This window comes from Cupriavidus sp. 30B13, from assembly GCF_049059565.2.
GTDB lineage: Bacteria > Pseudomonadota > Gammaproteobacteria > Burkholderiales > Burkholderiaceae > Cupriavidus.
In genome coordinates this window covers 2534486-2561039 of sequence record NZ_CP188224.1, presented here as the reverse complement: position 1 = coordinate 2561039, position 26554 = coordinate 2534486, and the positions used below count along the sequence as shown (strand labels likewise).

24 protein-coding genes are annotated in these 26554 nt (G+C 71.6%); 11 read left to right on the top strand and 13 right to left on the bottom strand.

What is annotated here, in order from left to right; translation table 11 throughout:
* Nucleotides 1-14 precede the first annotated feature (14 nt).
* Both ACKI2N_RS30520 and ACKI2N_RS30515 read right to left on the bottom strand, forming a co-directional pair.
* Nucleotides 15-920, bottom strand: coding sequence for a PhzF family phenazine biosynthesis protein (locus ACKI2N_RS30520; protein ID WP_420992305.1), 906 nt, complete (start codon nt 918-920; stop codon nt 15-17).
* Nucleotides 921-930: 10 nt separating this feature from the next.
* Nucleotides 931-1893, bottom strand: a complete 963-nt coding sequence (locus tag ACKI2N_RS30515) for a Bug family tripartite tricarboxylate transporter substrate binding protein (protein WP_420992307.1) — start codon at nt 1891-1893, stop codon at nt 931-933.
* A 268-nt stretch (nt 1894-2161) separates the two neighbouring features.
* Between ACKI2N_RS30515 and ACKI2N_RS30510 the strand changes: the two genes are divergently transcribed.
* The 3 genes from ACKI2N_RS30510 (at nt 2162) to ACKI2N_RS30500 (ending at nt 5577) form a co-directional block, all read left to right on the top strand.
* The gene (locus ACKI2N_RS30510; RefSeq protein WP_420992308.1) at nt 2162-3613 is read left to right on the top strand and encodes an aldehyde dehydrogenase family protein; all 1452 of its coding nucleotides are present in this window, start codon (nt 2162-2164) and stop codon (nt 3611-3613) included.
* Nucleotides 3610-4524 (top strand): NAD(P)-dependent oxidoreductase, encoded by a 915-nt coding sequence (locus tag ACKI2N_RS30505; protein ID WP_420992309.1) that lies wholly within the window; start codon nt 3610-3612, stop codon nt 4522-4524. Before ACKI2N_RS30510 ends, ACKI2N_RS30505 begins: the two co-directional genes overlap by 4 nt.
* A 69-nt stretch (nt 4525-4593) precedes the next feature.
* A complete protein-coding gene (locus ACKI2N_RS30500; RefSeq protein WP_420992311.1) occupies nt 4594-5577 on the top strand; it encodes a Bug family tripartite tricarboxylate transporter substrate binding protein in 984 nt (327 codons plus the stop codon).
* Here ACKI2N_RS30500 and ACKI2N_RS30495 read toward each other — a convergent pair.
* The gene (locus tag ACKI2N_RS30495; protein WP_420992313.1) at nt 5510-6484 is read right to left on the bottom strand and encodes a LysR substrate-binding domain-containing protein; all 975 of its coding nucleotides are present in this window, start codon (nt 6482-6484) and stop codon (nt 5510-5512) included. The genes ACKI2N_RS30500 and ACKI2N_RS30495 overlap by 68 nt on opposite strands.
* Before the next feature lie 125 nt (nt 6485-6609).
* Nucleotides 6610-7563, bottom strand: a complete 954-nt coding sequence (locus ACKI2N_RS30490; protein ID WP_420992314.1) for a LysR family transcriptional regulator — start codon at nt 7561-7563, stop codon at nt 6610-6612.
* Between the two features lie 244 nt (nt 7564-7807).
* Here ACKI2N_RS30490 and ACKI2N_RS30485 point away from each other — a divergent pair, with 244 nt between their 5' ends.
* Nucleotides 7808-10006, top strand: coding sequence for a molybdopterin cofactor-binding domain-containing protein (locus tag ACKI2N_RS30485; RefSeq protein WP_420992315.1), 2199 nt, complete (start codon nt 7808-7810; stop codon nt 10004-10006).
* Nucleotides 10007-10040: 34 nt separating this feature from the next.
* Here the strand turns inward: ACKI2N_RS30485 and ACKI2N_RS30480 are convergent, their stop codons facing one another.
* The 4 genes from ACKI2N_RS30480 to ACKI2N_RS30465 form a co-directional block, all read right to left on the bottom strand.
* Entirely contained in the window at nt 10041-10532 is a 492-nt protein-coding gene (locus ACKI2N_RS30480; protein ID WP_420992317.1) for a (2Fe-2S)-binding protein, read from the bottom strand.
* A gap of 153 nt (nt 10533-10685) precedes the next feature.
* Nucleotides 10686-11522: a hypothetical protein gene (locus ACKI2N_RS30475; protein ID WP_420992319.1), complete on the bottom strand. Its 837-nt coding sequence runs from the start codon at nt 11520-11522 to the stop codon at nt 10686-10688.
* Nucleotides 11523-11588: 66 nt separating this feature from the next.
* Nucleotides 11589-13010, bottom strand: a complete 1422-nt coding sequence (locus tag ACKI2N_RS30470; RefSeq protein ID WP_420992320.1) for a TAXI family TRAP transporter solute-binding subunit — start codon at nt 13008-13010, stop codon at nt 11589-11591.
* Between the two features lie 96 nt (nt 13011-13106).
* Nucleotides 13107-14060 (bottom strand): LysR substrate-binding domain-containing protein, encoded by a 954-nt coding sequence (locus ACKI2N_RS30465; RefSeq protein ID WP_420992321.1) that lies wholly within the window; start codon nt 14058-14060, stop codon nt 13107-13109.
* A gap of 102 nt (nt 14061-14162) precedes the next feature.
* Here ACKI2N_RS30465 and ACKI2N_RS30460 point away from each other — a divergent pair, with 102 nt between their 5' ends.
* Together ACKI2N_RS30460 and ACKI2N_RS30455 are read left to right on the top strand one after the other, a co-directional pair.
* Complete coding sequence (locus ACKI2N_RS30460) at nt 14163-14801, top strand: glutathione S-transferase family protein (RefSeq protein ID WP_420992323.1); 639 nt, start codon at nt 14163-14165, stop codon at nt 14799-14801.
* A 357-nt stretch (nt 14802-15158) separates the two neighbouring features.
* Nucleotides 15159-15638 carry a hypothetical protein gene (locus ACKI2N_RS30455; RefSeq protein ID WP_420992324.1) on the top strand — a complete coding sequence of 160 codons (480 nt, stop codon included), beginning with the start codon at nt 15159-15161 and terminating at the stop codon, nt 15636-15638.
* Nucleotides 15639-15704: 66 nt separating this feature from the next.
* Here ACKI2N_RS30455 and ACKI2N_RS30450 read toward each other — a convergent pair whose 3' ends face one another.
* The 3 genes from ACKI2N_RS30450 to ACKI2N_RS30440 form a co-directional block, all read right to left on the bottom strand.
* Nucleotides 15705-16616, bottom strand: a complete 912-nt coding sequence (locus tag ACKI2N_RS30450; protein ID WP_426990955.1) for an NAD(P)-dependent oxidoreductase — start codon at nt 16614-16616, stop codon at nt 15705-15707.
* A gap of 23 nt (nt 16617-16639) precedes the next feature.
* Nucleotides 16640-18106 carry an NAD-dependent succinate-semialdehyde dehydrogenase gene (locus ACKI2N_RS30445; RefSeq protein ID WP_420992326.1) on the bottom strand — a complete coding sequence of 489 codons (1467 nt, stop codon included), beginning with the start codon at nt 18104-18106 and terminating at the stop codon, nt 16640-16642.
* Between the two features lie 112 nt (nt 18107-18218).
* Complete coding sequence (locus ACKI2N_RS30440) at nt 18219-19256, bottom strand: 2-hydroxyacid dehydrogenase (protein ID WP_420992328.1); 1038 nt, start codon at nt 19254-19256, stop codon at nt 18219-18221.
* Nucleotides 19257-19539: 283 nt separating this feature from the next.
* On the opposite strand from ACKI2N_RS30440, the gene ACKI2N_RS30435 reads away from it, so the two are divergent.
* From ACKI2N_RS30435 to ACKI2N_RS30420, 4 genes are all read left to right on the top strand, one after another.
* Nucleotides 19540-20364 carry a FadR/GntR family transcriptional regulator gene (locus ACKI2N_RS30435; protein WP_420992329.1) on the top strand — a complete coding sequence of 275 codons (825 nt, stop codon included), beginning with the start codon at nt 19540-19542 and terminating at the stop codon, nt 20362-20364.
* A 370-nt stretch (nt 20365-20734) separates the two neighbouring features.
* Complete coding sequence (locus tag ACKI2N_RS30430; RefSeq protein WP_420992330.1) at nt 20735-21736, top strand: hydroxyacid dehydrogenase; 1002 nt, start codon at nt 20735-20737, stop codon at nt 21734-21736.
* Nucleotides 21737-21858: 122 nt separating this feature from the next.
* A complete protein-coding gene (locus ACKI2N_RS30425) occupies nt 21859-23007 on the top strand; it encodes a mandelate racemase/muconate lactonizing enzyme family protein (protein WP_420992332.1) in 1149 nt (382 codons plus the stop codon).
* Between the two features lie 38 nt (nt 23008-23045).
* Nucleotides 23046-24077 carry a tripartite tricarboxylate transporter substrate binding protein gene (locus ACKI2N_RS30420; protein ID WP_420992334.1) on the top strand — a complete coding sequence of 344 codons (1032 nt, stop codon included), beginning with the start codon at nt 23046-23048 and terminating at the stop codon, nt 24075-24077.
* A 32-nt stretch (nt 24078-24109) separates the two neighbouring features.
* Here the strand turns inward: ACKI2N_RS30420 and ACKI2N_RS30415 are convergent, their stop codons facing one another.
* Complete coding sequence (locus ACKI2N_RS30415) at nt 24110-25174, bottom strand: methyltransferase (RefSeq protein WP_420992335.1); 1065 nt, start codon at nt 25172-25174, stop codon at nt 24110-24112.
* A 303-nt stretch (nt 25175-25477) separates the two neighbouring features.
* Between ACKI2N_RS30415 and ACKI2N_RS30410 the strand changes: the two genes are divergently transcribed.
* Complete coding sequence (locus ACKI2N_RS30410; RefSeq protein WP_420992337.1) at nt 25478-26239, top strand: BON domain-containing protein; 762 nt, start codon at nt 25478-25480, stop codon at nt 26237-26239.
* Between the two features lie 21 nt (nt 26240-26260).
* Here ACKI2N_RS30410 and ACKI2N_RS30405 read toward each other — a convergent pair whose 3' ends face one another.
* Nucleotides 26261-26551 carry a hypothetical protein gene (locus ACKI2N_RS30405; protein WP_420992339.1) on the bottom strand — a complete coding sequence of 97 codons (291 nt, stop codon included), beginning with the start codon at nt 26549-26551 and terminating at the stop codon, nt 26261-26263.
* Nucleotides 26552-26554: the final 3 nt, after the last annotated feature.

Below are 26554 nucleotides of genomic sequence, written 5' to 3'. Positions count from 1 at the left end.
TCCATCGCCGCTCGTCATGCGCGCGCCCATGCCACCTTCCCGCTGAGCCAGCATCCCTGCAGCGCGCCGGTCTCCGACCAGCGCGGCGCGACCAGGATCTCCGACGGCCGCCCCATGCTTTCGCCCTGGCGCACGGCCAGCGCGGGTGGCTTGCCGTGCGCGGCGGGCAGCGCGCCCGATGCGGCCAGGTGGCCCCACAATGCCGCGGCGGCGATGCCGGTGGCGGCGTCCTCGGGGTAGCCGGACGATTTCGGGAACTGGCGCGCGTGTGCTACGGCATGGCCGCCGGCCGCGCCGGGCGCGGACGCGATGACGTAGGGATAGAGCCCGGTGGAGCCGATCTCCGCGCACAGGGACGCCATCGCCGCGAAATCCGGGCGCAGCGCGTGCAGCATGGCCAGGTCCGGCAGCGCCACCAGGGTCTTGGCCCGGCTGGTCGAGGCGTTGGTCATGGCATACGCCGCGCCGCGCGGCCCGAGCCCCAGCACCTCGGCAACCTGGCGGCGCTCCTGCGCGTCGAGCGGACGCGCCTGCACGCCCGGCTGCGAGATCCACACGCGCCGCGCCGCATCGTCCCAGCGCACGTCCACGATGCCGCTGAGCGTTTCCACGCGCGCCGTGTCCGTGTTCCACCGCCCCCACTGGCGCAGTGCCCACAGCGTGCCCACGGTGGCATGGCCGCACATCTCCATCTCGTGCTGCGGCACGAAGAAGCGCAGGCGCAGGTCGCAGCCGCTGTCGTCCGGCGGCAGCACGAAGGCGGATTCGTGGCCGTGCGCGGCCGCCACCTGCTGCATGGCGGCGGCGCTCATGCCCCGCGCGTCGGCCACCAGCGGCACCGGGTTGCCGCCGCCATTGCCATCCTCCGCGCCGACGAACACGTCGATCGCCACCACTTCGCCCGGGGCGGGCAGATGCATCGAAGCCGGCTTATTCAATCGTCGCTCCCACGGAGCGGGCGATGGCGCCCCAGTACGGAATGTCGTGCGCCACGGCGGCCTGCATCTCCGCCGGCGTGCCCGGCCGGGCGGTGACGCCTTTCTCGGCCAGGTCGCGGGCCACGTCCTTGTCGTTGAGCACCTTGTTCAGCGCGCCGTTCATGCGCGCGACGATCGCCGCCGGCGTGCCCTTGGGAAACGCCAGGCCGTACCAGAGCTGCTGCGAGAAATCGGCGATGCCCTGGCTGGCGAAGGTGGGCACGTTGCCGAGCAGCGGCGTCGGCGCGGTGGTGGCTACCGCCGTGAGCTTGTGTGCCTTGATGTACGGCGCCAGGCCCACCGGGTTGTCGAACATGATCTCGATCTGCCCGCCCATCAGGTCGGTATAGGCGGGCGCCGCGCCGCGGTAGGGCACGTGCGTCATCGGCACGTTGGCGAGCTTGCGGAACTGCTCGCCGATCAGGTGCGAGACCGTGCCCACGCCGACCGAGCCGAAGCTGTGCTGGGCCTTGCCGCTGCGCAGCTTCTCGATCAGGTCGCGGGCGCTGGTGGCCTGCACCGCGTCGTTGACGGCCAGCACGTACGGCGAGGTGCCGATGAAGCCGGCGTACGCGAAATCCGTGGCGGGCCGGTACGGCAGCCTGGGATAGAGGCTCACGCTCACCGCATGCGTGCTGGTGGTGGCCACGCCGACCACGTAGCCGTCCGGCGCGGCCCGCGCGACGAAGGTGGAGCCGATGGTGCCGCCGGCCCCGCTGCGGTTGTCGATGACCACCGGCTGGCCGAGTTCGCCCTGCAGCTTCTGCTGCACCGAGCGCACCACCAGGTCGGTGCCGCCGCCGGCCGGAAACGGCACCACCAGCGTGATCGGCCTGGACGGCCAGCTCTGGGCGAAAGCCGTCCCGCAGGACAGGACGGCGAAGAGGCAGGCCGAAGCCCGCAAGCGTAGCTGCATGTGTGACGCCATGGCGTTCCCCGTTGAATGGACGCCTTCACTCTATGGGCCGGCGCCCGCGCGGCCAAACCGGGATGCGACAGGGTTTGAACCGGAATGCGACAGGCGCCGCGGCGCGCGGGGCCGCGCGGGGGGCAACATGCGCCTCGTTTGCCCAACCACAGGTTGGCCAACGGCGCAGTTTTTCTCATTTGAGCCGCGCCTGCCGGCATGAGAGAGTCGGCTTCACGCACAGGTGCGACTGGCACCGGCAAATAAAGGAGACTCCATGCAAGACCAAGACGTCCAGCCGTTCCTGATCGGCGCCGAATGGACCCGCGGCGAAGGCACGCCGTTCGAATCCCGCAATCCCGCCACCGGCGCCCTCAACGGCCTGATCGGCGCGGCCAGCGCCGCCGACGTGGACCGCGCCGTGGCCACCGCCCGCGCCGCGCAGGCCGAGCCCGCGTGGCGCGACATGCTGCCGCACAAGCGCGCGGCCATCCTGCGCCGGCTGGCCGACCTGATCGAGGCCGATGCCGAGTGGCTGGCGCGGCGGCAGATGCAGGAGAACGGCAAGCGCCTGCAGGAGTGCCGCGACCAGGCCCTGGCCGGCGCCAATGCCTACCGCTACTTCGCCGGCATCTGCGAGGTGATGCCGTCGGAGGTGGCGCCCGCGCGCGGCAACCACCTGTCGCTGGTGGTGTACGAGCCGTTCGGCGTGGTGGCCGCCATCACGCCGTGGAATTCGCCGCTGACGCTGGAGTCGCAGAAGGTGGCGGCGGCGCTGGCGGCGGGCAACGCGGTGGTGCTCAAGCCGTCCGAGTTCACGCCGGGCCCGGCGCTGCGCGTGGCCGCGCTGGCGCTGCAGGCGGGCCTGCCGCCGGGCATCCTCAACGTGGTGACCGGGCTCGGGCTGGAGACCGGCGGCGCGCTGGTCGCTCATCCGGACGTGCGGCTGATTTCCTTTACCGGCGGCACCGCCACCGGCAAGGCCATTGCGCGCGCCGCCGCGCAGCGCATGGCCGCGGTGGCGCTGGAGCTGGGCGGCAAGTCACCCCATATCGTGTTTGCCGACGCCGACCTCGACAAGGCGCTCGACGGCGTGCTGCATGGCGTGTTCTCGTCCACCGGGCAATCGTGCATCGCCGGCACGCGCCTGTTCGTGGAGCGCGGCGTGTACGATGCGTTCGTGGCGCGGCTGGTGGCGCGCACGCGCGAGCTGAAGGTGGGCCTGCCCGACGATCCGGCCACGCAGGTGTCGCCGCTGTCGTCCTTCATCCATCGCGACAAGGTCGAGTCGATGGTGGCGATGGCCGCGGAGGACGGCGGCCGCATCCTGGCCGGCGGCACGCGGCCGGCGGACCCGGCGCTGGCCGGCGGCGCGTTCTTCCTGCCGACCATCGTCGCCGGCCTGGCCAACGACGCGCGGCTGTGCCAGCAGGAAGTGTTCGGCCCGGTGCTGTGCGTGCTGCCGTTCGACGACGAGGCCGACCTGCTGCGCCAGGCCAACGGCACCGCGTTCGGGCTGGCCGCCGGCATCTGGACCGCGAGCATGCCCCGCGCGTGGCGCGTGGCGCGCGCGCTGGAAGCGGGTACGATATGGATCAACACCTACAAGGAACTGTCGGTCTCGGTGCCGTTCGGCGGCTTCAAGGAAAGCGGCAGCGGGCGCGAGAAGGGCTTCTACGGCATCCGCACCTACCAGGAGCCGAAGACCGTGATGTGGGGGCTGGCATGAGCGGCGCTGCGCCGCGCCTGGGGTTCGTCGGCCTGGGCGTGATGGGCGCGCCGATGTGCGCCAACCTGGCCCGCAAGGCGGGCGCCGCGGTGACCTGCTTCGACCTCGACCCGGCCCGCGCGGGCGGCCCGCGCGAGGCCGGCGCGGCGGTGGCGCCGTCGGTGGCGGCGCTGGCGCAGGCCGCCGACATCGTGTTCCTGTGCCTGGCGGACGGCCGCGCCACCGAGTCGGTCGGCGCCGAGGTCCTGCGCACCTGGACGGCGGCGGGCCGGCGCGGCACGCTGACCGACACCGGCACCACCTCGGTCCACGTCACGCAGTCGCTCGCCGCGCTGGCCGCCGCCGGCGGCCACGCGTTCGCCGACGCGCCGGTGGCGCGCATGCCGGAGGCGGCCATCGCCGGCACGCTCAGCATCATGGCGGGCGGCAGCGCCGGCACGCTGGACACGCTGATGCCCTACCTGCGCTGCATGGGCACGGACATCACGCACTGCGGCCCGGTGGGGGCCGGACAGGTGGTGAAGATCCTGCACAACACCTTTCTGTTCGAGACCGTGCACGCGCTGGCGGAAGTGCTGGCCATCGCGCGCCGCCACGGGGTGGACGGCGAGGTGCTGTTCCACGCCATCGAGCTGGGCTCCGCCGACGGCCGCGCGGTGCGCGTGCAGGGGCGGCAGGCGCTGCTGCCCGGCGATTTCCCGGGCGGGCGTTTCCCGGCGCGCTATGCGCTCAAGGACGTCTCGCTGGCGCTGGAGCTGGCCGAGGCGGCCGGCGTGGCGGCCGCGGTGGGCCGGCATACGGCAGACATTCTCGCGCGCAGTTGCGACGCGGGCCACGGCGACCGCTACTACCCGGTGCTCTACACGCAGATCGACACGCAGATCGACACGCAAGCCGCCACGGCACGCTGACCGGCCGCCGCCGGCCCCGCCGCGCCGCCGGCGGGCCGGCAACACACAACAAGATACTGGAGACTAGCAATGCAGAAGACCTTGCTGGCGAGCGCGCTCGCCCTTTGCGCCGCCGTCGGTGCCACCCTTTGCGCCGCGCCGGCGCAGGCCGCCTATCCCGACAAGCCGCTGAGCCTGGTGGTGCCGTTCCCCGCCGGCGGCGCCACCGACGCGATGGCGCGGCTGCTGGCCGAGCGCCTGGGCCGGCAGCTCGGCCAGCCGGTGATCGTGGACAACCGCGGCGGCGCCGGCGGCTCGGTGGCCGCGGAGTATGCGCTGGCCGCGCCGCGCGACGGCTACACGCTGTTCTTCGCCACCACCGGCACCATGGCGATCAACCCGCACATCTACCGCAAGCTCAAGTACGACCCGCAGAAGGACTTCGCGCCGGTGGGCACCCTGGCGAGCGCCTCCAACGTGCTGGTGGTCAGCCCGCAGGTGAAGGCGCGCACGGTGGCCGAGCTGATCGCGCAGGCCAAGGCCAGTCCCGGCAAGCTGACCTACGGCTCGGCCGGCATCGGCAGTTCCAGCCATCTGTCGGGCGCGCTGTTCGCTTCCATGACCGGCACCGAACTGCTGCACGTGCCGTACCGTGGCTCCGCGCCCGCGCTGGTGGACTTCCTGGCCGGCCGCGTGGACATGATGTTCGACACCGCTTCCACCCACGCGCCCAACGTGCAGGCCGGCAAGGTGCGGGCGCTGGCGGTGACCAGCGCGGCGGGCTCGCCGGCGTTCCCGGGCGTGCCGTCGGTCGCCGCGGCCGGCGTGCCCGGCTACGACGTCTCGATCTGGTTCGGGCTGGTGGCGCCGGAGGGCACGCCCAGGGCCAGCGTCGACAAGCTGGCGGATGCCATGCGCGGCGTCATGCAAGGGCCGGACCTGAAGCCCGCGCTGGCCGCGCTGGGCGCCACGCCGCTGGTCAAGACGCCGGCCGAGTTCGCCGCGTTCATCCGGCAGGAAAGCGAGCGCTGGGGCCGGACGGCAAAACTGGCGGGGGCAGCCAACCTGGACTGAGCGCGGCGTCGGCCTGCTGCGCGGCGGCGGTCGCGCACAGCAGCCATTCGCGGAACACCTGGAAGGCGCGCGACTGCGCCGCGCCCGCCGGGTACAGCAGGTAGTAGCCGTCCTGCAGCCGGTGGACGTGGCCGAACGGCGCCACCAGTTCCCCGGCGGCGAGATAGGCCTGCACCAGCACGCGGATGCCGATGGCGACGCCCGCGCCCTGCAGGGCTGCTTCGTATGCCATCGCGGAGTTCTCGAACTTCATGCCGTTGTTGCCGCCGATGCCGGCCGCCGCCGCGCCCGCCGAGCGCAGCCACGCGCTCCAGTCGTCGGGGCGGGACAAGGAGTGCAGCAGCGTCACGCCGCGCAGCGCTTCGGCCGGCGCCGCCGTGCCGTCCAGCAGACCCGGCCGGCATACCGGCACCAGCTCCAGCGGGGCCAGCGGGTCCGCCATCAGGCCGGGCCAGTGGCCGTTGCCCGAGCGGATGGCCGCGTCCACGCCGCCCAGCTCGAAGCTGGCCGGCAGCAGCGAGGCCGTGAGCCGCACCTCGATCTCCGGATGCGCGCGCGAGAACAGGGCCAGGCGCGGGATCAGCCAGCGCTGCGCGAAGGTGGTGTAGGCCTGGATCGACAGCATGTCGCGCCGGCCACGCTGCTTCAGTCCGCTGGTGGCCGCGGCGATATCGTCCAGCGCGCGCGTGAGCGGCGGCAGCAGGCGCGCGCCGTCCTGCGTAAGCCGGATGCTGCGGTGCCCGCGCTCGAACAGCGTCATGCCGAAATACTCTTCCAGCGCGCGCACCTGCTTGCTCACCGCGACCTGGCTCACGCGCATTTCCTGCGCGGCCAGCGTGAAGCTGCCCAGGCGGGCGGCGGCCTCGAAGGCACGGAGCGGATTGAGCGGAGGCAGGCTGCGGCGCATGGGGGCGGCGGTGATGGTGTTCCGCCATGGTGGGCGTGCCGCCGCGCCGCGCGCAAGCCCATTCTTTGAAGCCGGCCTTCCGGCGGCTTTAAGGAAAACCGCAGGATCGGCGCGGCGCGGTGCCGCTAGCGCGCCGGCGGCACCAGGCTGCCGTCGGTTCGCGGCAGGGGCGGGGGCTCGCCGCCGAGCTTCTGCGCGGCCAGGAAGTCGATGAACGCGCGCAGCTTGTTCGGCACCCGGCGGCGGTCCGGGTAGTAGAGCGTCAGCCCCGGCAGGGCCGGGCTCCAGTCGGCCAGCACGCGCACCAGGCGGCCGTCCGCGAGCAGCGGCTCGATATAGCCGTTGATCATGTAGGCGATGCCGAGCCCGTCGAGCGCGGCCTGCACCAGCGCGGACGAGTCGTTGAGCACCAGCCGCCCCTTGACCACCAGTTGCACCGCGGCATCGCCCTTGCGGAAGTCCCACCGCTCCACCTGGCCGCTGCTCACGTGGCGAAAGCCGATGCAGCAGTGGCCGGTGAGATCGTCCGGCTGCGCCGGCGTGCCGCGGCGGCGCAGGTATGCCGGCGAGGCCACCACGTGGGCGGACATCTTCGGCCCCACGGGCACCGCCACCATGTCGCGCTCCACCAGGTTACCGAAGCGGATGCCGGCGTCGAAGCCGCGTCCCACGATGTCGGTCAGCCCATTCTCGATGCAGATCTCCACGTCGATCTGCGGATAGGCCGCCAGGAAGCGGTCCAGTACGGGCTGCAGCACGATCATGTAGGCGGCGCGCGGCACGTTCAGGCGCAGCAGCCCGCCGGGCTCGCGGCCCTGGTCGCCGAGTTCCTCGGTAGCGTCGATCAGCTCGCGCACGGCCGGGCCGATGCGCGCCAGGTACTGCGCGCCGGCCTCGGTCAGGCTCACGCTGCGCGTGGTGCGGTTGAACAGCGCGAAGCCCACGCGCTTTTCCAGCATCCGCACCGACTGGCTGACGGCGGACGGCGACACGCCAAGCCGCACCGCGGCCGCGGAGAAGCTGCTGAACTCCGCCACGCAGACGAAAGTGGCAAGGCCATCCAGTTGGTCTTGAGGCATCCGGCTCGGTTTCCTTGAGGTGGGGCGGCACGTCGCCGTGCCATGCGCCGTACTGGCCGACGACGCGATTCTAGCGCCAATGCGGGGGTGCGGCCGGCACGGCGCGCAATACGGCGGCAGTCCGCAGTCCCACTATGCAAATCCGCTTCAAAGGCCTTGCGCACGCGCGCCGTTCCGCGGCGGCGGGCCCGGCCGTAGACTGACCGCCAACGCGAACTGACACAATCGAAAGGATGCGATGGCAATGGACAGAGAACCCGAAGTACTGGAACGAGAGCAGGCCGGCGCGGCGGGCGTGTCGCGGCGCACCTTCCTCAAGGCGGGCGTCGCGGCCGGCGGCGGGCTGATGCTGGCCTTCAGCCTGTGGCCGCTGGCCAGGCGCGAGCTGGCGGAGGGCGCCGGCGCGCCGGAGTCCGGGCCGCCGTTCGAGCCCAACGCGTTCATCCGCATCGGCACCGATGGCAAGGTGACCTTCGTCGTGCCGCGCGTGGAAATGGGGCAGGGCACCTACACCGCCTTGCCGGTGCTGCTGGCCGAGGAGCTCGGCACCGCGCTGGACAGCGTCGTGCTGGAGCACGCGCCCGCCGACAAGCGCTACGACAATCCGGCGCTGGGCTTCCAGGTGACCGGTGGCTCCACCTCGATCCGCAGCGCGTGGGAGCCGATGCGGCGCGCCGGCGCGGCCGCGCGCATCATGCTGGTGGCGGCCGCGGCACGCGCCTGGCAGGTCGATCCGGCTGCCTGCGAGGCCGGCGGCGGCGCGGTGACGCACGCGGCGTCCGGGCGCCGGCTCGGCTACGGCGAACTGGCCACGCGCGCGGCGCGCGAGCCGGTGCCGCAGGAGGTGCCGCTCAAGCCGGCCGGCGCGTTCAGGCTGATCGGCACCGCGCAGCGCCGGCTGGACTCGCCGGACAAGGTGACCGGCCGCGCCGTGTACGGCATCGATACGCGGCTGCCCGGCATGAAGGTGGCGGCGATCCTGCCCTGCCCGGTGCTGGGCGGCAGGTTGTCCGCGGTGGACGATGCCCCCGCGCTGGCGGTGCCCGGCGTGCGGCAGGTGGTGCGTCTCGACGATGCCGTCGCCGTGGTGGCCGACCACACCGGGGCGGCGCGCAAGGGCCTGGCCGCGCTCGCGCCGCGCTGGGACGGCGGCGCCAATGCGGCCTATTCCACGCAGGAGATGGTGGCCGACCTGGCCGCGGCATCCGCCAGCGAAGGCGCGGTCGCGCGCAAGGTGGGCGACGCGCCGGCGGCCATGGCCAGCGCCGCGCGGGTCGTGCAGGCGGTCTACGAGCAGCCGTTCCTCGCCCACGCCTGCATGGAGCCGATCAACTGCACGGTGCACGTGCGCGCCGACGGCTGCGAGCTGTGGCTCGGCACCCAGGTGCCCGGCCGCGCGCAGGAGGCCGCCATGCAGGTCACCGGCCTGCCCGCGGAGAAGGTGCTGGTGCACAACCAGTTCCTCGGCGGCGGCTTCGGGCGGCGGCTGGACGTGGACTACGTGACGCAGGCGGTGCGCGTGGGGCAGCAGGTCAAGAGCCCGGTCAAGGTGGTGTGGTCGCGCGAGGAAGACACGCGCCACAGCACCTTCCGCCCCTACCACTACAACCGCATCGGCGCCGCGCTCGACAAGGACGGGCGGCCGGTGGCGTGGCACCACCGCGTCACCGCCTCGTCGGTGCTGGCGCGCTGGATGCCGTCGCGCTTCACCAACAACGTGGATGGCGACGCGATCCGCGACGCGGCGGGCCCCTACGATTTTCCCAACATCCTGGTCCAGTACGTGCGGCGCGAGCCGGCCGCGGGCATCACCACGGGATTCTGGCGCGGTGTCGGCCATACGCAGAACGCCTTCGTGGTGGAGAGCTTCCTGGACGAGCTGGCGCATGCGGCGGGCCAGGACCCGGTGGCCTACCGCCTCGCGCTGCTGGGCAAGCATCCGCGCGCGCGCCACGTGCTGCAGATGGCGGCCGAGAAGGCGGGCTGGGGCAGGAAACTGCCGGCGCGCAGCGGGCTGGGCGTGGCGGCGACCTTCTGCTTCGGCTCGTACGCGGCCCAGGTCACGGAGGTGGACGTGGACGCCAGCGGGCAGGTCCAGGTCAAGCGCATCGTGACGGTGATGGACTGCGGCCGCGCGATCTCGCCCGACACGGTGATCGCGCAGATGCAGGGCGGCGCGGTGTTCGGCCTGACGGCGGCGCTGTTCGGCAGGATTTCCATCAAGGACGGGCGCGTGGAGCAGGGCAACTTCGACAGTTATCGCATCCTGCGCATCAACGAGACGCCGGTGCTGGAGACGCATCTCGTGGAAAGTGCCGAGGAGCCGGGCGGGGTGGGCGAGGTGTCCACCGTGATGATCGCGCCGTCGCTGATGAACGCGATCTTTGCCGCGACGGGGCGGCGCCTGCGCAGCCTGCCGGTGGATCCGGCCAGGCTGGCCTAGCTAGCCGGCTCCGGGACGGGCGGGGCGCCGGGGCTCACGCGGCGCCGGCGGCGTCCTTCGGAGCTGGCTTGCCGGCGGCGGCGGCCTCGCGGATCGCCGCGCGGATGCGCGCGTAGGTGCCGCAACGGCAGATGTTGCCGGACATCGCCGAATCGATTTCCTCGTCGCTGGGGTTCGGGTTGCTCACCAGCAGCGCGGTGGCGGACATGATCTGTCCCGACTGGCAATAGCCGCACTGCACCACCTGCTGCGCCAGCCACGCCGCCTGGATGCGCTTGCCGGCGTCGCTCTCGCCCACGGCTTCGATGGTGGTGACCGCGCGCGTGCCGATGCTTTCCAGCGGCGTCAGGCACGCGCGCGCCGGCGCGCCGTCGACATGGATGGTGCAGGCGCCGCACAGGCCCATGCCGCAGCCGAACTTGGTGCCGGCAAATCCGATGACGTCGCGCAGCACCCACAGCACCGGCGTGTCGCCTTCGGCATCGACGGTATGGGGCGACCCATTGATCTGGATGGTGTAGCTCATTCGGGAAATCCTCGCGCGGCAGTGGGAAGGGAAGGGCGGCGGCCCGCGGCCGCCCGCCCATGTTGCCGCCAAGGGTAGCCCGCCGCGCCGGGCACGATAAGGGCGTTGTGGCTGGATGGGCCTTGAAGCGCTGCTTTATGGCGCGCCGCCGGCCTACCCGCCCAGGTACATGCTCCGGTCCGCTCCCGCCGCCGGCGCGGGCGCCTGCGCGGCGGCCGGCGCCGGGGACGGCGCCGCTGGCAGGGGCGGCTGCGGTTCCTGGTCCGGCCGCTCCTGCGCGCGCTGCTGGCCGTCGGCATAGCGCTGGCGGCGCTGGGCGTCCTCGGCCTGGCGCTGCTGGTAGAGGCGGATGCTTTCCCGGATGCTCTCGCGCAGGCTGCCGGCGGCGCCGCGCTGCCGGGCCAGTTCCAGTTTTTCCCGGCGCGCCACGCGGCTGGGGTCCAGGCGGTCCAGCGCGTCGGATGTCTCGAGGAAGCGGCGGTCGGCGTCGCTGAGATACGGGTACTGCATCAGCCGGTTGCGGATCGCGGCGAGCTGGCGGGTTTCTTCCTCGAAGGCCTTTTCCTGTTCCTGCTGTTCCTGGCGCCGGGCTTCTTCCTGCTTTTCGTGCGCGTAGGCGGCGCGCTCGGCCATGGGGACGTGGCCCTGGGCCCTGAAGCGCTGCAGCGAGTAGGCGGCCTGTTCGCGCTCGCGCGGCGTGGCGCGTGGATCGTTGGCGATCCGGTAGAGGCCTTCCACGCGTTCCTTGATGCTCGCCTGGCTGCCGGCGGTGGCGGGATTCCCGGCCGCCAGGCAGGCGGCGTCATCGGGCGGGCAGGCCGGGGCGAGCCAGCCGAAGCCATAGTGCAGGACCACGACCGCGAGGGAGATCACCAGGATGCCGGCGGCGCCCAGCGCCAGCAGGCCGCCGGCCGGCGCGCCGGTGCCGGCGTCCTGCTCGGCGCAGGCCCTGGCTGCCGCCCGCTTCGATACCCAGATTCTCTTGCTCATGACTCGCTCTGTCCGACCCTGCACCTGCTCTGCGGCGGGTGTCGGCCATCATAGCATCCGCGCCCGTCACGCTCCGGTCAGGCGCCGCCGGACAAAAGCGATGTGCTCGCGCAGCACATAGAACTGGTCGGCATAGGCCAGCGGCATCTTGAGCCGGTTGACGGCGGCCTCGATGTGATCCAGCCGCGCGATCAGGGCGGCCTTTTCTTCCTCGGTGGGGTCGACCAGCGCCACGCGCTCGATCTCGATCAGCGAGCCGTACCAGCGGTAGATGCGCGACTTGACGCGCCAGCTGTACAGCGACGGCACCACCTTGAACGCGGGGATCAGCAGCACGATGATCGGCACCACCACCAGCAGCGCGCGGTCGGCCAGGCTGGCCAGCCAGAATGGCAGGTGGCGATACAGGAAGCCCTTGCCGGAGGCATAGTAGCGCGTGGCGTCGTCGCTGAGCGGGAACTCGTGCACGGTGGCCGAGGGGAACTGCCCCGCGCCCTGCAGCAGCCCGGCCTTGCCGTGGACTTCGCGCGCGGCCTCGATCAGCAGGTCGGACAGGGCCGGGTGCAGGGTGTCGCGCGCCACCAGTTCCACCGTGGGGCTGATCAGGTGGATGGGGCGCGGCGGCAGGTTCTTGCCCAGGTCCAGAACGCCGGCGGGCAGCACCAGCTGCTGCAGGTAGAGGAAGCGCCGCGTGTAGGCATCGGCCTGGGCAAAGTCCAGCAGGCGCACGCCCGGCGTGCGGAACAGCTTGCGCATGGTCGGGCCGGTGGCGGAGTCGCCGGTCAGCATGGCCACGTCGATCTTGCCGTCGAGCAGGGCCTGGGCCGCCTCGTCGCCGTCATAGGCGATCAGCGTGGCGCTGCCGCCGGGCTCGATGCCGTTGGCCTTGAGCAGCGTCAGCGCCAGCGCGCGCGCGCCGCTGCCTTCGCGGCCGATGGCGATGCGCGCGTCGCGGAAGTCGGACAGCTTGTGCATCTCGCGGCCGCGGTACAGCACGCTGATCGGCGCGTAGAACATGCTGCCGAGCGAGACCAGCCCTTGCTTGTCCACCTCGCCGGAGACGCCGCCCTGGACCAGCGCCACGTCGACGGACTGCCCGGCATCGGCCAGCCGCTTCACGTTCTGCTGCGAGCCTTCGGAAGCCAGCACGTTGAGGCGGATGCCGTTGCGCGCGAGGATCGTGCGGTATTGCTCGGCGGCGTTCCAGAACGAGCTGTCCTTCGGCCCGGCGCTGATGGTGATGGTATTCGGGGGCGCCGGCTGGATCAGCCACACCGCCAGCCACGCGGCGGCGATGCAGAACACCACGGCCGGCCCGAACGAGACGGCGAGGTCGCGCCACGAGATGGCGACGAAGCGGGCGCCCAGGCGGCGGATGTCGGGCTTGGCGAGCTTGGCGGCCCTGGCGCGCGGCGCGGCGGCGGCGTCAGGGGCGTCAGGGGCGGCGTCGGGTGGCGTGGGCGGGTCTTGCCCGGAGTCTGGCGTCATCGGCTCGCGTGCAGGGAAGAGAGCGCCCGATCATAGCACCGGCGCCGCAGCGCCTGCCGCGCGTGGCCTTGCCCTCACATGCCGCGCGCGCGGCGCTTACGGGCCCGATGCGGCCCGGCGGCGCGGCGTCTTGCGCCGCACCTCGCCGCGCAGCCAGCCCAGCCACGCTTCGATGGCTTTTTCCTTCGGATGGCCGGGCCGCCACACCACATAGTGCGCGTAGACGTCGGCGATGCTCACCCGGGATACGCGCACGAGTTCGCCCGCCGCGAGTTCCGGCGCGATCAGCGAGCGGCGCGCGAGCGCGACCCCGCGGCCTTGCAGCACCGCGTCGATCAGCGCCTGCGCATCGGTGAACTGCGGCGCGCGGCGCGGCTCGACGAGATCGAGCCGCGCTGCCTGCAGCCACGGTTCCCACGGCTGCGCGGGATGGCGCAGCAGGACCGAGCGCGCGAGGTCGGCGGCTTCGCGCGGCGCCACGCCGTCCCGGTTCCGGTAAGACGGGCTGACGACCGGAAACACGGTTTCGTTCATCAGCTTTTCCGCGCTTACGCCCGGCCACGTGCCGGGGCCGTAGCGCAGCGCGACGTCGATGCGGTCGCGCTTGCCGAGCGGCGCCAGTTGCACGCTCGGGTGGAGCTCGATCCGGATGTGCGGGTGCGCCGCGTGGAAGCGCGCCAGGCGGGGCGCCAGCCAGCGCTCGGCAAAGCTCGGCAGCACGCTGACGGCCAGCGTCACGGCGCGCTTGCCGCCGCCATCGGCGAGATGCCGTGCACTCGCCTTCTGCATGGGCTCGAAGGCGCGCTCGAGCACGCTCAGGCCTTGCCTGACCTGCAGCGCGAGCGCATGCGCCGCGGGGGTGGGCGTCGCGCCATTGCGCTCCCGCGTGAAAAGCGCCTGGCCGAGCCGGGCTTCGAGCGCGCGCACCTGCTGGCTTACCGCGCCTTGCGTGAGCGCCAGCTCGTCGGCGGCGCGGGTGAAGCTCTGCAGCCGCACCGCGGTTTCGAAGGCGCGCAGCGTCTGCAACGGAGGGATGCGGGAGCGGGTCATGGCGGTATTAGCCCGGCTAATGTCCGGGCACCAGAATTCGTCATTTGTCACGCAGGAGGCCGATTTCTACACTGAGCGCTTTCTCACCCGACGACCCCGACCATGCAGGCCTATCGTCTCTACTACTCTCCCGGCGCGTGTTCGCTGGCAGTCCATATCGCGCTGGAAGAAACCGGCGCGCCTTTCGAGCTGGAGCAGATTTCCGTGCGGCGCCAGGACAACCATGGCGCGCATTATCTCGCGATCAACCCGAAGGCGCGCGTGCCCGCGCTGGCCATTCCCGGCGAAGCGCGGGTGCTGACCGAAACGCCGGCGATCCTGACCTATCTCGCCCGGCGCCATCCGCAGGCCGGGCTGCTGCCGCCCGACGATCCGCTGCGCGAGGCGCGCTGCCAGGAATGGCTGGCGTGGCTGGTCGGCTGGGTGCATGGCGTCGGCTACGGCGAGTTCTGGCGGCCGGGGCGGTTTCTCGGCGATGCGTCGGTGCATGGCGCGATCACAGCGCACGGGCGCACCATCATCGAAGCCGCCAACGCCATCATCGAAGCCGCATTGGGCGACGGCAGGGCGTGGGCGGAGCCGCACGGCTATTCCGTGGTCGATCCTTTCCTGCTGGTGCTGTACCGCTGGGGGCATGCCATCGGGCTCGACATGGACCGGCATGCCGCCTGGGGCGCCCATGCCTCGCGCGTGCTGGCGCGGCAGGCGACCCGGCGGGCGCTGGAGAGCGAAAGCCGATAGGCGGCAGGCCGCGTGGCCGGCGGTGCCGGCGCTCTCGTGCTCTTCTCTCTTTTTTCTCTCCGCCAGCCCTTGGCCGGCCCGCGTCCGGCCCGCGGCGCCGGTCCGCATCGGCATCCCGCATTGCCTGCCATACCCCTCGTCAGACGCATTGTGCAAAGGCCGGATTCGTGCCGGCGGCGCGTTTTCCTGCCGATATCGCACCGACATTAAAGAACGGCGGCGGCCGGCCGATAACGGGGACTTGCAAGGCGCCCTGCAAGAGAAGGCGCCGGTTGAAAAACCGCCGCCGGCCCACCGGGCAGACGGTGCTCTGCGCACCGGCGCGCAGAGCGGATCCTTGATACGAGACCGACGACCATGAACCGAACCAACAGGCTGCTGCCTCCCACGATGCTGGCGGCGGCGCTGCTCGCTGCCGCCTGCAATTTCCCGGGACTCGACGGTGGCGGCGCCGCGCCGACGGTGGCGCAGGTGCAGGCCACCCTCGCCGAGAAGAACTTCGGCCAGGCCGCGGCGCTGGCGGACCAGCTGACGGCGGCGGATCCCAAGAACGCGGATGCGTGGATGGCGGCGGCCGAAGCCAAGGCGGCCGTCGGCAGCCGGCTGGGCGCGCTGGCCGCGCTGGAGACCGCGCTGAACAACGGCATGCGCGACTGGGCACGCATCGATGCCAGCACCTATCTCGCGCCGCTGCGCTCGTCCAGCGAGTACCAGCCGCTGCTGCAGCGCTTCAACGTGACCCGGCAGGCAGCGCAGGCCGGCGACACCGCCGTCGAACAGACCGTGTCCGGCATCGAGGCACGCGCGGGCGACGTGTCGGTCAAGCTTTCCAACTGATTTCAATCCCAGCGGCCCGCGGCCCGGATGCCTTGCGCATGCCGGGCCGTTTTTCTTCCGGGCGCATCAGCCGGCCGGCTTGCCGCCCAGGATGCCGATCAGTTCCGGCACCGTCGCCTGCGGCCGTTGCGCGTCGAGCGCCTGCTCGTAGGTGCCGAGCACCGCCTCGGCCGTGGCGCGCGCGGCGCCGAGTTCGCGCGCCATGGTGGTGTAGTAGCCCATGTCCTTGCGCGCGTTGGCCAGCGTGAAGCGGAAGCCCGAGCCGTCGCGCGATTCGATATAGGGGCGCAGGCGGTTAAGCACCACGCCGTCGCCGCCGCCCTTGGACAGCACTTCGAGCAGCACGGCCGGGTCCACGTCGGCGCGCTCGGCGCAGGCGGCGGCTTCGGCCAGCACCGCGGAGAAGCCCAGCGAGACGTAGTTGTGCAGCAGCTTGAGCCGGTGGCCGGAGCCGGCGGGCCCGGCGTAGACGATGTTCTCGGCGAAGCAGGCCAGCAGCGGGCGGTATTGCTCGAACAGTTCGCGCTCGCCGCCGACGATCAGGTTGAGGCGGCCTTCGGCGGCTTCCTTGGGCGTGCGCGTCATGGGCGCGTCGAGGAAGCGGCCGCCGGCGCGGGCCACGGCGTCGGCGATGCGCACGGTGGACGACGGGATGGCGGTCGAGCAGTCGATCACCACCGTGCCGGGGCGCAGGCCGGCCAGCACGCCGTCGGCGCGCAGCAGCGCGTCTTCCACTTCCGGGGTGCCGGTGACGCACAGGATCACCGCGTCGGCGGCGCGCGCGACCTCGGCCGGGGTGGCGGCGGTGGTGGCGCCCGCGGCCAGCAGGCGGTCCAGCGGCTGGTTGCCGGGATGGTCCAGCAGCACCAGCCGGTGGCCGTGCTTGGCGATATTGGTGGCGATGCCGTGGCCCATCATGCCGATGCCGATCATGCCGATTGTCTTCATGTTGTCTCCGTGGGGATGCCGGTTTGCGATGTCGGGTTGCCGTTGCGCGCGGCTCAGGCGCGCTTGCCGCCGAGGCCGCCGGCGCAGATGTACTTGATTTCCACGTAGTCCTCGATGCCGTACTTCGAGCCTTCGCGGCCCACGCCGGATTCCTTCACGCCGCCGAACGGCGCCACCTCGGTGGAGATGATGCCCTCGTTCAGGCCGACGATGCCGACGTCGAGCGCCTCGGCCACGCGCCAGGAACGCTCGTAGCTGCCGGTGTAGAAGTAGGCGGCCAGGCCGAACGGAGTGTCGTTGGCCATGGCGATGGCTTCTTCGTCGGTGGTGAAGCGGATCAGCGGTGCCACCGGGCCGAAGGTTTCCTCGTTCATCAGCCGGGCCTGGGGCGAGACTTCGGTGAGGATGGTCGGCGTGAAGAAGTGCCCGCCCAGCGGATGCGGCTGGCCGCCGGTCAGCACCTTGGCGCCCAGGCCGACGGCGTCCGCGATATGTTCCTTGACCTTGCGCACCGCGGCGTCGTCGATCAGCGGGCCGAGGTCCACGCCCTCGGCCAGGCCGTCGCCCACCACCTGCGCTTCCACCGTGGCGCGGAGCCTGGCGGCGAAGGCATCGTAGATGCGGTCCTGCACGAAGATGCGGTTGGCGCAGACGCAGGTCTGCCCGGCATTGCGGAACTTCGATGCCATCACGCCCTGCACCGCGGCGTCGAGGTCGGCGTCGTCGAAGACGATGAAGGGCGCATTGCCGCCGAGTTCCATCGAGACCTTCTTGACCGTGCCCGCGCACTGCGCCATCAGTTCCTTGCCCACCTCGGTGGAGCCGGTAAACGACAGCTTGCGCACCACCGGGCTGCCGGTCAGCTCGCGCCCGACCACGCTGGCCGAGCCGGTCACCACGTTGAACACGCCGTCCGGGATGCCGGCCTCGCTGGCCAGCTCGGCCAGCGCCAGCGCAGAGTAGGGCGTGGCCGAGGCGGGCTTGACCACGATGGTGCAGCCGGCCGCCAGCGCGGCGCCGGCCTTGCGCGTGATCATGGCGTTGGGGAAGTTCCACGGCGTGATGGCCGCCACCACGCCGATGGGCTGCTTGATCACCACGATGCGGCGGTCGCTGGCCGGCGCCGGGATGACGTCGCCGTAGATGCGCTTGGCCTCTTCGGAGAACCATTCGATGAAGCCCGCGCCGTAGGCGATCTCGCCGCGCGACTCGCGCATCGGCTTGCCCTGCTCGGTGGTGAGGATGATGGCGAGGTCTTCCTGGTGCTGCATGCACAGCTCGTACCAGCGGCGCAGCAGCCGGGCGCGCTCCTTGGCGCTGGTGGCGCGCCAGGCCGGCAAGGCCTGCCCGGCCGCGGCGATGGCGGCCTGCACGTCGGCGCCGGTCATGCGCGGCACGGTGCCGATCAGGGCGCCGGTGGCGGGGTTGGTGACCGGCAGGGTCTCGCCGCCGGTGGCGTCTGTCCAATGTCCGCCGACGCGGCATTGCTGGCGGAACAGCGAGGTACGGGTAAGGTTCATGGTCAAGGGCTCCGGGCGGACGTTGGCCGCATCGATGGGGAAGGGGATCAGCAGGGAGATCAGCAGGGAGATCAGCGGAGAGATCGGCGAGACAGGCCGGCGGCGCGCGGTGTCATGCCAGCAGGTTGCCCGGTGTCTCGCCGCGGCGCAGCGCGGCCAGGCCGTCGATCAGCAGCCAGCCCATCGCGTCGCGCGTCTCGTGCGTGGCGCTGCCGATGTGCGGGCTGAGGAAGACGTTGTCGAGCGCGCGATAGCGCGGGTCCACGCGCGGCTCGTTGGCGAACACGTCGAGCCCGGCGGCGAACACCTGGCCGCTTTGCAGGGCTTCGACCAGCGCGCCGTCGTCCACCAGGTCGCCGCGCGAGATGTTGACCACCACGGCGCCTTGCGGCAGCAAGGCGAGGCGGCGGCGGTCCAGCACGCCCTTGAGCTGCGGCGCGCCCGGCGCGGCGATCATCAGCATGTCGGCGCTGCCGAGCAGGCTTTCCAGGCTGTCGTGGTAGGTGGCGCCGGCCTCGTGCTCCGGCGCCAGGCGGCTGCGGTTGTGATAGTGGATGCGCAGGCCGAACGCGCGCGCCCGCGTGGCGATGGCGCGCCCGATGCGGCCCATGCCGAAGATGCCCAGGCGGCGGTCCACCAGCCCCTTGCCGAGCAGCTGCGTGGGCGCCCAGCCCGCCCACTGGCCGCCGCGCACCATGCGGTCGGCCTCGAAGCCGCGCCGGCAGGCGTTGAGCAGCAGCATCAGCGCGATTTCCGCGCAGGCATCGCTGAGCACGTCGGGCGTGTGCAGCACGCGGATGCCGAGCTCGCGCGCGCTGGCCAGGTCGATATGGTCATGGCCGACCGACAGCGTGGCGATGGTATGCAGCGCGGGCCGCAGCGCGCGCATCACGTCGGCGCCGATGGCTTCGGTCGCGGTGACGAACAGCACGCCGGCGCCCTGCGCGAGCCGGGCGATCTCGCCGGGCGGCAGGATCGTGTCGCCGGTGTTCAGGCGCAGGGCGTACCGCCTGCCCAGTTCGTCCTCCACCGCGGGCGTGAAGCGCCGGCACAGGAAGGCCTGTTCCCGGGGCGGCGTGATATCGCCGGCATTCTGGTCGGCATTCTTTTCGATAAGGGTCTGGCTGGTACTCGATGCGGCTGACAGCATGGCGTGGGCGTCTCCTTTGCCGTGGCTGGCCTTGGCCTCTGCGGGCGCTTGCCGGTGCTTGCGGGGTGCTTGCGGGTGCGAATGGCGCTGCCTTGCGGACCTGTTCGCATTGGCCGGTAATTTGTATTACAAATTTATACTATGAGTTTGTCAACCATTTTGTTCCCGGTGCTATCATCGGCAGACCCCCACCGACGACGATGCCTTGGGCAACAAAGACCAGAATGCCACCCGGAATGCAATCCCATCGCCGCACCCCGCCAGACCGAGACGGAGAGCCCGCATGCCCAGTGAAACCCTGACTGTCCCGGCCGCGCCGCGCCGGCCCGGCGGCGAGATGACCCTGGCCGACCGCATCACCGAACTGCTGGCCAGCCAGATCCGCAAGGGCACCTACCCGGTCAACGCGCGCCTGCCCACCGAGAAGTTCATGACCGAGGAATACGGCGTGAGCCGCACCGTGGTGCGCGAAGCCATTTCCCGGCTCAAGTCCGAAGGCCTGGTCGAGACCCGCCAGGGCAGCGGCACCGTGGTGCTGGACCCCAAGACCAGCGAAGCCTTCCGGCTCGGCCGCAACGACGAGAATCCCGCGCTCGGCGTGGTGCGCATCCTCGAGCTGCGCCGCGGCATCGAGGCCGAGATGGCGGCGCTGGCCGCCGAGCGCCGCAGCGAGGCCGAGATGACGCAGATCCGCCGCGCGCTCAAGGCCATCGACCGCGCGGTCGCGGACGGTGGCGACGGCGTGGAGGAAGACCTCGCCTTCCACATGGCCGTGTCGCGCGCCACCGGCAATCCGCACTACACGGAACTGCTCGGCCTGCTGACGCGCGCCTTGCAGGATGCCATCCGCCTCACGCGCGGCAACGAGGCGCAGCGCACCGATTTCGCCGCGCAGGTGCGGGCCGAGCACGAAGCCATGTGCGCCGCCATCCAGGCCCGCGATGCCGACGCCGCGCGCCGCGCCGCCTTCCAGCACATGAAGAACACCGCCGACCGCATTGCCCACGCCGACCAGAGCTACTGGACCGGCAACAGCCGCGAGGCCGCCCAGCGCCTGGCGCGCGCGGACCTGGGCGAGGTCTTGCGGCGGCCCTCGGCGCGGCGCTAGGCCGATGCCGGATCCATGCCAGGTCTAGTGGTCCGCACACGTCTGGAAGACTTGAATGTATTGAGCGATAACCCTAGCCGCATCAACAATTCCTTGCCTGTCTCCTTCAAAGTTGTATGATCTATTCATCAGACAACTATCAAGGTAGCGCAGCGTTGCACAGCGGCCGGAAGGCTTTCCGGCAGGGCGCGTAGCACAAGCATCCCGCCTTGCCGGTCCCGCTGTCTCGCAGGCTGCAGTTGCCGCAAGGAGACAGCATGCAGCCGGGTTGCCGTGCACGGGCCGTTGATCGCGGCCTCTTTCTTTCGCGCTTCCTTCCGCTTCTTTTTCCCCTCCGGTTGGCCGCTTGCCCCACGGCGCGGGTGCGCGCATGAGCGGCGCCGCGCCGGCGCGTGCGCGCGTCGTGCTGACCGATCCGCTGCATCCCGACGCGGACGCCGCGCTGCGCGCCGGTGCCGAGGTCCTCGAACTGCCGCGCGACCTCGCCGGCGCCGACGGCGACGCGGCGCTGCGCGAGCTGGTGCGCGAGGCCGACGGCCTGATCGTGCGGCGGCAGTTGCCCGCCGACCTGTTCGATGCGCCCGGGCGCCTGCGCGCCGTGGTGCGCCACGGCGTGGGCCTGGACTTCATCCCGGTCGAGCGCGCCACCGCGCGCGGGCTGCCGGTCGCCAACACGCCCGAAGTCAATGCCAATGCCGTGGCCGAATACGCCATCGCCGCCATGCTGGCCATGAGCCGCAAGCTGGCCGAATTCGATGCGCAGGTGCGCGCCGGCAACTGGCAGGCGCGCCGCCATGCCGGCGCCCGCACCTTCGACCTGCGGGGCCGCGTGCTCGGCATCGTCGGCTACGGCGCCATCGGCCGCCGCCTGGCCGGCATTGCCGCGCAGGGCTTCGGCATGCGCCTGATGGCCCATACCGCCACGCCGTCCCGCCTGCCCGCGCACGTGACGCCGGCCACGCTGGAAACGCTGTTCGCCGAGTGCGACTTCGTCGTGGTGGCGTGCCCGCTGACCCCGCACACGCGCGGCATGATCCACGCCGGCGTGCTGGCGCACGCGAACGCGCGCACCGTGCTGGTCAACGTGGGGCGCGGCCCGGTGCTGCGCGAGGCCGACGTGGCCGATGCGCTGGCGCAGGGCCGGCTCGGCGGCGCGGTGCTGGATGTCTTCGACGTGCAGCCGCTGCCGGCCGACAGCCCGCTGCGCACCCATCCGAACGTGCTGCTGACCCCGCACCTGGCCGGCATGACGCAGGACGCGGAGCGCGCCATGGGCCTGATGGCGGCGGATACCGTGCTGGCCCTGATCCGCGGCGAGCGCCCGGCCAATATCGTCAATCCGGAGTTCGCCGCGTTCGCCGGCCCCGGCTGATTCTCGGACGAACCCCGGCGGAACCCTGGCCGCGCCGCGCCCGCGGCTCGCCGGGCGCGGCTTCCCATCCATGTCGTACCGGCGCTGGCCGGCCCCCCTGTCCATCCCAAGGAGAAGCAGAAGTGCAAATCACCCGCATCACCGCAATCCCGCTGTCCTACCGCCTGCCCGAAGGCAAGACCGTCACCATGGGCGTGGGCAGCACGCTCAAGCGCGACGCCATCGTCATCCGCGTGGAAACCTCGGAAGGCATCACCGGCTATGGCGAGTCGCACCCGGGCCGCAGCCCCGGCGCCATCGCCAGCCTGATCCACAACACGCTGGCGCCGCTGCTGGTCGGCATGGACGCCACCGACGTGGTCGGCGCCTGGCAGCGCGTGCACCGCATGCAGTTCTCCAGCCACGGGCTGGGCGCCGGCGCGGCGCTGGCGCTGTCGGGCATCGACATGGCGTTGTGGGACATCCGCGGCAAGGCGGCCAACATGCCGCTGTACAAGCTGCTGGGCGGCTCGCGCCGGCGCATCCCGGCTTATGCCGGCGGCATCGCGCTGGGCTACCAGCCGGCCGCGTCGCTGGCCGAGGAAGCGCAGGGCTACGTGGAGCAGGGCTACAAGGCCGTGAAGCTGCGCATCGGCGACAGCGTGAAGGCCGACGTGGAGCGCGTGCGCCACGTACGCAAGGTGCTGGGCGGCGACATCGACATCCTCACCGACGCCAACACCGCCTACACCATCGCCGACGCGCGCCGCGTGCTGCCGGTGCTGGCCGAGATCCAGGCCGGCTGGCTGGAAGAGCCCTTCGCCTGCAACGACTTCGCCTCGTACCGCGAGGCCGCGCGCATCACGCCGCTGGTGCCGATCGCCGCCGGCGAGAACCACTTCATGCGCTTCGAATTCGCGCAGATGCTGGAAGCGCGCGCGGTGCAGGTGTGGCAGCCGGACCTGTCCAAGACCGGCGGCATCACCGAAGGCATCCGCATCGCCGCGATGGCCTCGGCGTTCCGCATCCCGGTCAACGCGCACAGCTCGGCCACCGGGCTCAACCACGCCGCCACCCTGCATTTCCTTGCCGCGACCGAGAACGCGGGCTACTTCGAAGCCTGCGTGTCGCAGTTCAACCCGTTCCGCGACATGTTCGGCAAGACCTTCGAGATCGGCAAGGACGGCTGCGTGCAGCCCGGCGACGCGCCTGGCCTGGGCGTGGAAGTGGACGAGGCCATCTTCAAGGACTTCCCGGTGATCGACGGGCCGGGCTATGTCGTGAAGTTCTGAAGGCGCCGGCAACGGCGCAGGTGGAAGGAGACAAAGACATGCAAGACATAAACAGATCGATCGACGTACCTGAAGCACGCGGCACGGCCAGGAAATGGGCCGCCGCGCTGTGCCTGGGCCTGGCGTGGGCCGCGGCGGCGCTGCCCGCCGGCGCCGCGGACACGGCCGACGACTATCCGGCCAAGCCGATCCGCCTGGTGGTGCCGTACACCCCGGGCGGGTTCAACGACACGCTGGCGCGCACCGTGGGCGAGCGCCTCACCCGGCGCTGGAAGCAGGCCGTGGTGGTGGACAACCGGCCCGGCGGCAATACCGTGATCGGCAACACCATGGTGGCCAAGTCGCCGGCCGACGGCTACACGCTGCTGATCACGCCGCTGCCGTTCGCGGCCCTGCCGGCGCTGTACGGCAGCAAGCTGCCCTACAACGCCACCAAGGATTTCGAGCCGATCGTGTGGGCGGCCAGCACGCAGAACGTGCTGGCCGTGCGCAACGACCTGGGCATCAACAACGTCAAGGAGCTGCTGGACTACGCCAGGAAGAACCCGGGCAAGCTGAACTACGGCTCGACCGGCTCGGGCTCGTCCAACCATCTCTCGATGGAGCTGTTCGAGAAGATGACCGGCACCCGGCTCACGCACGTGCCCTACAAAGGCAGCGCGCCGGCGGTGATGGCGCTGCTGGGCGGCGAGATCGACCTGCTGTTCGACAACGTGCCCAACGTGATGCAGCAGATCAAGGCCGGCAAGCTCAAGCCGATCGCGGTGACCGGCACCAGCCGCGCGCGCCTGCTGCCCGACGTGCCCACCGTCGCCGAATCCGGCGTGCCGGGCTACGAGGTCAACGTGTGGTTCGGCATCCAGGCGCCGGCCGGCACGCCGCCGGCCATCGTGCAGAAACTGAACCAGGAAGTGGTCCGGATACTGGGCGACCCGGACGTGGTGAAGCTGTTCCGCGAGCAGGGCGTCGAAGTGGTGGCCAGTTCGCCGGCGCGCTTCGCGCAACTGGTCGACGGCGAGATCGGCAAGTGGGGCACCGTGGTGAAGGACGCCAACGTGCAGATCGAGTAGCGCGCCGGCGGCGCGAAGGACCCGCGGCCTGCCTATGCCTTGGTGGCGACCATCATCGACTCCGCGCCGGCCAGCGGCTCCACGCGCGCCTGCGCGAAACCCGCCTGCCTGGCCCAGGCACAGCACTGCGCGCCGGTGTAGTCGAAGCCGCCGTGCGTCTCGATCAGCATGTTCAGGCTCATCATCAGGCCGAACGCGTGCTCGCGGCGCGCGTCGTCGATCATGGTGTCGTAGACGATCAGGCGCCCGCCCGCGGGCAGCGCCGCATGGCACTTTTCCAGCAGGAGCCGCTTCTGTTCCAGGTTCCAGTCGTGCAGGATGTGGCCCATCACCAGCACGTCCGCCTGCGGGCACGGGTCGCGGAAGAAGTCGCCGGGGTAGAAGCGCAGGCGGTCCTGCAGCCCGTGCTCGGCCACATAGGCCTCGAATACCGGGCCCACCACGGGCAGGTCGAAGCCGCCGCCACGCAGGTGCGGGTGGGCCAGCGCGAGCTGCACCGGCAGCACGCCCTGCGCGGTGCCGATGTCGATCACGCTCTCGCAGGTATGCCACGGGAAGCGCTGCGCCATCGCCTGCGCCGGACCCAGGCTCACGCCGGTCATCGCGCGCAGGAAGCCGCGCAGGCTGTCTTCGTCGCCGTAGGTCGCCTCGAACACGTCGGGCTTGCCGGGCCCCTCGTTGCCGGTGCGCAAGGCATCGGTGAGCGAACCCCAGGACGGATACAGGCGCACATTGGCCATCTCCAGCAGGCCGCCCACGTAGCTCGGCCTGGCCTTGTCCAGGAAGTGGGCCGTCTCGGGCAGGTTGCTGTATTTGCCGGTGCCGGCGGGCCCGCCGCCGTCGTCGCGGCCGAGCACGTGCAGGGCCACCAGCGCATCGAGGAAGTCGGCCGTGCCGCGCGGATGCAGGCCGAGCGCCGCGCCGATGGCGGCGGCGTCCAGCGGCCCGCGCGCCAGCAGCGTGAACAGGCCGAGCTCGACCGCGCTGAGCAGGACCTTGGCGGGCCAGAATCCCATGCCCAGTTGCAGCAGGCGCTGCGGCGACAGCGCGGCATCCACGCCCGCCGGCTCGCGGGCGGCATCGTTTTCGTCTTGCATGGGTCACCTCGCCGCGCTGGCGCCGCTGGGAAGGATGCTGCTAACTCTAGATGCCGGCCGGCGCGAAATCCACCCGCGGCCGGACGCCGGCGCGCGAGCGCGCAAGGGCGCCCATGGCGGGTGGCAATTACAAGTGCGGGTAAAAGACACACGCGAGGCACACGCGGGGCACACGCAGGAGCGCACGCCACCCGCCGCGGCGGGCCGGCCGGCGGGCGCGTGGCGCCCCGGTACGGAATTTGCGCCTTTCCAACCATGTTGGAGGGGCGCGTGGATTCCTCCGGAACACAGATGGGGACAGCAATGGCTACATGGACAGACGAATACGGCCGGGAGCGCTACACGCAAGGCTCCGCCGACGAATCCGGCGACGATTACCCCACGCGCGCGCAGCCGCGCGGGCAGCGCACCGCCTGGTATTCGGGCAACCGCGGCGACGATAGCTGGCGGCGCGGCGAGGAAGAGATCGCGCGCTACGAGTCGCGCTATCCGCAGGCCCGTTTCCGCAGTCCGGCCCCGGCCGGCGAACGCCGGCCCTGGGGCGAAAGCGGCTGGGCCCCGGGGCGCCGGGAGCCGGCAGGCGAAGGCTATGCCCGCCCCGATACTCTCCACCGGCGGGAGGCCAACGGGCAGGACAGCGCACCCGGCGGCCGCGGTTACGTCAGCGGCTACGCCAACGGCTATGCGGACGGCTACCGTGCCGGCCAGCAGGCCCGCGCGCGCGGAGCGGCCATGCCGCGCCCCGGCATGGCTGACGCGGCTGGCGCAGGCGGCACGGCCGACGGCGCCGGCTACGAGCGCGGCCGGCGCGTGGGGCCGAAGGGTTATCGCCGCTCCGACGAGCGCCTGCGCGAGGACGTGTGCGAACGGCTCGCGCGCAATCACGCGCTGGACGTGAGCGAAGTGGTGGTGTCGGTCAGCGGCGGCATCGTCACGCTGGATGGCACCGTGACCGAGCGGCATGTCAAGCACGAGATCGAAGAAGTGGCCGACGACGTATTCGGCGTCACCGAGGTGATCAACCAGATCCGCGTGCGCCCGTACGGCGTGCTGGCCTCGGAATAGACGCGGCAGGGCGGCGCCGGTTCACAGCGCCGGTCCACAGCGCCGGTTCAGGGCGCACTGCAGCGCGCCGGCGCTGGCGTGCAGCTCGCGCTGGATGGCCGGCAGCGCCACGTTGACGATGAAGAAGTCCATCACCACCATGAAGGTGCCGCACAGCATGACCGGCAGCGCCAGGCGTCCATGCGCGCCCGTGGCGGTTGCCGCGCCCGCGCGGGGAGGATGCGCGGCGCGCAGCCCCGCAGGCTGGGTTAGCGGAATCGGCGCAATCGGCGGAGTCAGCGGCACGGCTGGCTCGGGGCGGGTCGGGGGCATGGC